This window comes from Gordonibacter pamelaeae 7-10-1-b, from assembly GCF_000210055.1.
GTDB lineage: Bacteria > Actinomycetota > Coriobacteriia > Coriobacteriales > Eggerthellaceae > Gordonibacter > Gordonibacter pamelaeae.
In genome coordinates, this window is the sequence record NC_021021.1 from 1550724 (window position 1) to 1556150 (window position 5427).

5 protein-coding genes are annotated in these 5427 nt (G+C 66.0%); 4 read left to right on the forward strand and 1 reads right to left on the reverse strand.

Going from position 1 to position 5427, the window contains the following annotated elements:
• The first annotated feature begins 13 nt into the window (after positions 1 to 13).
• Positions 14 to 178, forward strand: a complete 165-nt coding sequence (locus GPA_RS17380) for a biotin transporter BioY (protein WP_269446302.1) — start codon at positions 14 to 16, stop codon at positions 176 to 178.
• Positions 179 to 236: 58 nt separating this feature from the next.
• Here the strand turns inward: GPA_RS17380 and GPA_RS07170 are convergent, their stop codons facing one another.
• Complete coding sequence (locus GPA_RS07170; protein WP_041239228.1) at positions 237 to 1346, reverse strand: 3-oxoacyl-ACP synthase III family protein; 1110 nt, start codon at positions 1344 to 1346, stop codon at positions 237 to 239.
• A gap of 884 nt (positions 1347 to 2230) precedes the next feature.
• On the opposite strand from GPA_RS07170, the gene GPA_RS07175 reads away from it, so the two are divergent.
• From GPA_RS07175 to GPA_RS19025, 3 genes are all read left to right on the forward strand, one after another.
• Positions 2231 to 4471 (forward strand): molybdopterin-dependent oxidoreductase, encoded by a 2241-nt coding sequence (locus GPA_RS07175; protein ID WP_015539445.1) that lies wholly within the window; start codon positions 2231 to 2233, stop codon positions 4469 to 4471.
• A 2-nt stretch (positions 4472 to 4473) separates the two neighbouring features.
• On the forward strand, positions 4474 to 4812 hold the full coding sequence (locus GPA_RS07180; protein WP_015539446.1) for a hypothetical protein: 339 nt from the start codon (positions 4474 to 4476) through the stop codon (positions 4810 to 4812).
• Positions 4813 to 5184: 372 nt separating this feature from the next.
• Positions 5185 to 5427 (forward strand): hypothetical protein (locus tag GPA_RS19025; RefSeq protein ID WP_041239229.1); only part of this gene is annotated, 243 nt, incomplete at its 3' end.

The window sequence follows — 5427 nt, forward strand, 5'->3', positions numbered from 1 at the left end:
CGTGTTCATCGTCGTGACGTACACGTGCGGCTGCGTGCAGTACGCCGCGGTGGTCGGGGTGGACCTCGCCGCTGCGTTCGCCGTCACCATCGCCCCCTTCGCGATCCCCGACTTGGTGAAGGCCGTGGCCGCCGTTGCCTGCGCCCGCGCCGTCACCCGCGCCGTGGGGCGGAGGTAGGCGATCCTTCCCGACACGTAGCAGGCGCCGGTGCAAGCGACGACGGACGTGGTGGTGCTTACGCCTCGTACACCACGGCGCCGCTGGTGAAGCCGCCGCCGAAGGCCACGAGCACTACCTTGTCGCCGGGCTTGATGCGGCCGGCGGCGTACGCCTCGGCCAGCGCCATGGGCAGGCTGGCGGCCGAGGTGTTGCCGGCGTGGGCGATGGAGAGCTGGAACAGGCTCATCGGGCGGTCGAGCTTCTTGGCGGCGTACTTGATGATGCGCTCGTTGGCCTGATGGGGGACGATGCAGGCCACCTCGTCCAGCGCGACGCCGGCGCGGTCGAGCACCTGGTTGACGGCGACGGTCATGGCTTCGGCGGCGAACTTGAACACCTTCTGGCCGTTCATGTAGATGGTCTGGCGCGGGCGGCCGTCCTCGATGGCCTCGCGCACGGCGAGCTCGTCGGCGATCTGCGCGGCCGCCGCGTCCGTGTCCGCGACCGCCGGCGCGATGCCGTTGGCGTCGAACGGTTGGGGCGCGTCGTATGTCGCGGGGCAGGACAGCGCGTTGGTCGCATCGTCCTCGTTCACGATGTAGCTGCCCAGGATGCCGGGGCGCTCGTCGCTCCACTCGAGCACGGCCGCGCCGGCGCCGTCGCCGAACAGCACGCACGTGTTGCGGTCGGCCCAGTTCGTCAGGCGGGTCAGGCGCTCGGCTCCCACCACGAGGGCGCGGCGCACGGGGTTGCGCCCGGCGGCGCCCGGGGTTTTCGGTGCGCTCGCGGCCATCAGGACCTCGGCCACGGTCAGGCCGTAGACGAAGCCCGTGCAGGCGGCGTTCACGTCGAAGGCGATGGCGTTCTCGAGGCCCAGGCGGCGGCGCAGCAGGCCTGCCATCGAAGGCACCACCGTGTCCGGCGTGATGGTGGCGAACACCACGAGGTCGATCTCGCCCGCTTCGAGGCATCGCTCGGCGAAGCCGCCCGCGTCCCAGCCCAGCGCCTCGCGCGCCGCCTGCTCGGCCAGGTCGGCGTTCGACTCGCCTACGGCCACGTGCCTGCTCTCGATACCGGTGCGCGTCCTGATCCACTCGTCGTTCGTGTCGACGAGCGCCTTCAGGTCGTCGTTTTGCACCTCAAGCGCCGGAACCGCCTTGCCGAATCCCACCAATGCACTGCCCACGATGTTTCTCCTGCCTTCGACCAAGATGCGCCTGCCCCACCTACTGCTAACGGGCTTCCGCGTAAGAGTCGACAATACTTCGATAATCAAACTAATTGTCTATTATAGGCTTGCAACTGAGGAAAAGCATGCGGCTCCAAAAAATGCACGAAGCCCCTCGCGCAGTGGATGCTCGGCGCCTCATTGCGAGGGTTTCCAACTGCCCGCTACCCTTGGGAGTGGGCGGATGACGTTCTCGTTGCGTTCTATTGCAGGTTGCCGCATGCGTGCTTGCAGATAAACGGATGAACATCGAGAAGTCGGCATCGAATGGCACAGTAATCACTGGTTTTCTACAACGGGCCCCTCCTTTCTGGCCTCCGTAGGATGTTCCGGCAAAATTTGCTTGACAGTGAAGTAACTCCACCTGGGATTTCTCTGATGGAAGCGTTCTCCTTCGCTGTTGATAGGTCTGGCGATGTGGAAAACCGGTGATTACTGTGTCGGTGGGTGTCTTTCCGAAAGCCAGTACATGATTGACACCGCCACTTTCCTCGCCACATGCGGCGGGCCGAGACATTGCCCGCATTGGCCGCGGTGAAGGCGTCGTCGTGTGGAGCGCCCGACGACGGCCTGTTCATGATGGTGTGCTCGCTCAACGAGGTCGCGACCGTGTGCCGCATCGGAGACTACGACGGCTTGGAAGAGCCTTTGCGTCTTGTGGCGGCCCATCGGCCCCTTTTCCCGGCATACTACCCTCCGCAGTATGCCATCCTTCGTTCCTCATCAATCCCATATCGTGACGCGTGCCGTGCGATTTCACGTCGCGGCGGCGATTCGCGGTCCCGCTCGGCACGGCATGCTGGTTCCAGTGCTTTTCGACGACGAGACAAGGAGGGCGAAGCATGGAGAAATCAGAGGGCATCACCATCCCGCATGAGAAGCCGTGGCGCTACGAGGAAGGCGAGTACACGGTAACGCGCGGCAGCGCGTGGTCGGGGCCGGGATGCCACCTGGGGTGCGGCGTGCTGATGTACACCGACAAGGACGGCAAGCTCGTGAAGGTGGAGGGCGACCCCGAGAACCCGATGACCGAGGGGCGCCTGTGCGTGCGCTGCCTCGACATGCCCGAGATCGTGAACCACAAGGACCGCCTCACCTACCCGATGAAGCGCGCCCGCGCCGACCGCGGCAAGAACAAGTGGGAGCGCGTGAGCTGGGACGAAGCCTACGACATCGTAGAGCGCGAGTTCAATGCCATCAAGGACGAGTACGGTGCCGAGTCCGTGGTGTTCATCCACGGCACCGGCCGCGACATCGCGCCATGGCAGTCGCGTTTGTGCTGGTCGTTCGGCAGCCCGAACTACGGCAACGTGCTCTCGGGCAACGCGTGCTATCTGCCGCGCGTGGCCGGTATGGCCGCCACGACGGGCTCGTTCTGGATCGCCGACGTGGCCCAGCATTTCCCCGACCGGTTCGACCACGAGGGCTGGACCATGCCCGAAGTCATGTTCGTGTGGGGCAACAACCCCCTCATCGCGAACTCGGACGGCTTCTTCGGCCACTGGGTCATCGACCTCATGAAGCGCGGCATGAAGACCGTGGTCATCGACCCGCGCGTGACGTTCCTGGCGGCGAAGGCGAACCTGCACCTGCCCATCCGCCCCGGCACCGACGCGGCGCTGGCGCTCGGCATGTTGAACGTCATCATCAACGAGGAAATCTACGATAAGGAATTCGTCGACTGCTGGTGCTACGGCTTCGACGAGCTGAAGGAGCGCGTGCAGGAGTACCCGGCCGACCGCGTGGCCGCGATCACCTGGATCCCCGAGGACAAGATCGTGCGCGCCGCCCGCATGCTGGCCGCGGCGAAGCCGGCCACGCTGCAGTGGGGCCTTGCCATCGACATGACGCGGGAGGCGATCCCCGCCGGCCAGGCCATCGCGGCGCTGTTCCAGATCACGGGCAACATCGACTGCCCGGGCGGCCTGGTGCCCCCCGCGGAGATCATGGCGTACTCCGGCGGCTGGGGCCGCGACCTGCTGCCCCCCGAGCAGGAGCCGAAGCGCCTGGGCCTCGACCGCTACCGCCTGCTGCAGATGGGCTTCAAGCAGTCCTCGCCCGACGTGCTCATCGAGACCATGGAGACGGGCGTGCCCTACGAGATCCACGGCGCGCACTTCCAGACCACGAACGGCATCGCCTGCATGGGCGCCGACCCGCACCGCGTGTACAACGCGTTCAACAAGTGCGACTTCATCGTGTCGGTCGACCTGTTCATGACGCCCACCATCATGGCACTGGCCGACGTCGTGCTGCCGGCCGCCACGTTCGCCGAGCGCAACGGCATCCGCGTGGGCGACGGCCCGCAGCGCGGCGAGGTTATCAACAAGGTCACGCAGATCGGCGAGTGCAAGTCCGACATGCAGATCAACCTGGAGCTGGGCAAGCGCTTCAACCCCGAGGCCTGGCCCTGGGAGAAGCCGGAGGAGATGTTCACCGAGCTGCTGAAGCCCACGGGCTACTCGTGGGAGGAGCTGCGCGAGGAGGCGCCGGTGTACCTTCCGGTGGAGTACTACAAGTACAAGACCGGCAAGATGCGCAACGACGGCCAGCCCGGATTCCAGACGGCCACGGGCCGCATCGAGCTGTGGTCGACGTTCTACAACGCGGCCGAGCTCGACCCGCTGCCGTACTTCGAGGAGCCCGATCCGGGCCCCGGCTCCACGCCGGAGCTGTTCGAGCAGTACCCGCTCGTGCTTACCACGGGCGCGCGCAACTGGAGCTACTTCCACTCGGAGCACCGCCAGATCGAGCGCTTGCGCCGGATGCACCCCGACCCCATCGTGCAGGTTCACCCCGACAAGCTGGCGGAGCTCGGCATGGAGGACGGCGAGTGGGTGTGGATCGAGAACCAGAACGGCCGCGCCAAGATCAGGATCGAGTCGACGCCCATCCTCACCGACCCGCGCATCGTGGCCTGCGACCACGCGTGGTGGCGGCCGGAGGGCGACCCGGAGAAGTTCTTCGACGTGTTCGAGTACAACATCAACAACCTCATGGTGTACAGCCCCGGCAAGAGCGGGTTCGGTTCCAACTACAAGACGAGCATCTGCAGGCTCTACAAGCTCGAGGACGGTGAGTAACAATGGCCCAGTACGGAATCTTGGTTGACTACGAATGGTGCACGGGCTGCCATTCGTGCGAGTTCGCATGCCAGATGGAGCACGGCTACCCGGTGGGGCAGACGGGCATCCTGGTGAACGAGATCGGCCCGTGGAAGATCGACGAGGACGTGTGGCAGCTGGCCTACATGCCGGTGCCCACCGACCAGTGCGACCTGTGCGCCGCGCGCCGGGAGCTGGGCAAGGTGCCCACCTGCGTGCAGCACTGCCAGGCGAAATGCCTCGAGTACGGCCCGCTGGAGGAGTTGAACGCCAAGCTGGCCGCCAAGACGAAGCAGGCCGTGTTCGCCCTGGGCGACTAAGGAAGGGCCCCGCACCCCGGCCGCATGCCGGGGTGCGGGGAGGCGGTCGGCCGCGGACGGACGGCAACCTGCCTGCCGGCCGGCCAACGGCATGCCGACGGCGGTTGGGTTGCGGATGCCGTCGAAATGGCAGCTTTTGGAAGTTATTCGTCGTACCCTGAAGACGGCTCGACAGGAGCGCCATCAGGACGGGCCTGCGAACTGGGACGACAGGAACGCTTTGGAAACAGCGTTCCGATCGCTGCGGGTGCGGGCGGTGAGATCGACGAATATCCTTCAAAATCTGCCAGAATTCGAGGAATCAGGTGCGCAGGACTGGGAAGAGGCGTCCCGCACCGACGCGAAAGCCCGTTCTGATCGAAAGGGGCCGTTATGGAAACCATCGTGCTGCTCGTCGCGGTCGTGGCGGGCCTTGTGGCGCTGGAGCTGCTGGGCATGCACGCGTACCGTCGTTATCGGGCGCGCAGGCAGGCGGCGTTCACGCGGGAGAACGTGGGCGCGGTCTACGACGACTTGCAGGCCGCGCGCGCCCGGTGCCTGGCGGAGAAGCGCGCGATCGTCCTGTTGGCCGATGCCGCCCGCTCGGCCGGCCGCCCGGAGGACGGTGCCGTGCTG

What these genes read in the sequence shown, in the direction of transcription:
- GPA_RS07180 (WP_015539446.1), top strand. Translation starts at nt 4,474, where the DNA reads ATGGCCCAGTACGGAATCTTGGTTGACTACGAATGGTGCACGGGCTGC.
- GPA_RS07175 (WP_015539445.1), top strand. Translation starts at nt 2,231, where the DNA reads ATGGAGAAATCAGAGGGCATCACCATCCCGCATGAGAAGCCGTGGCGC.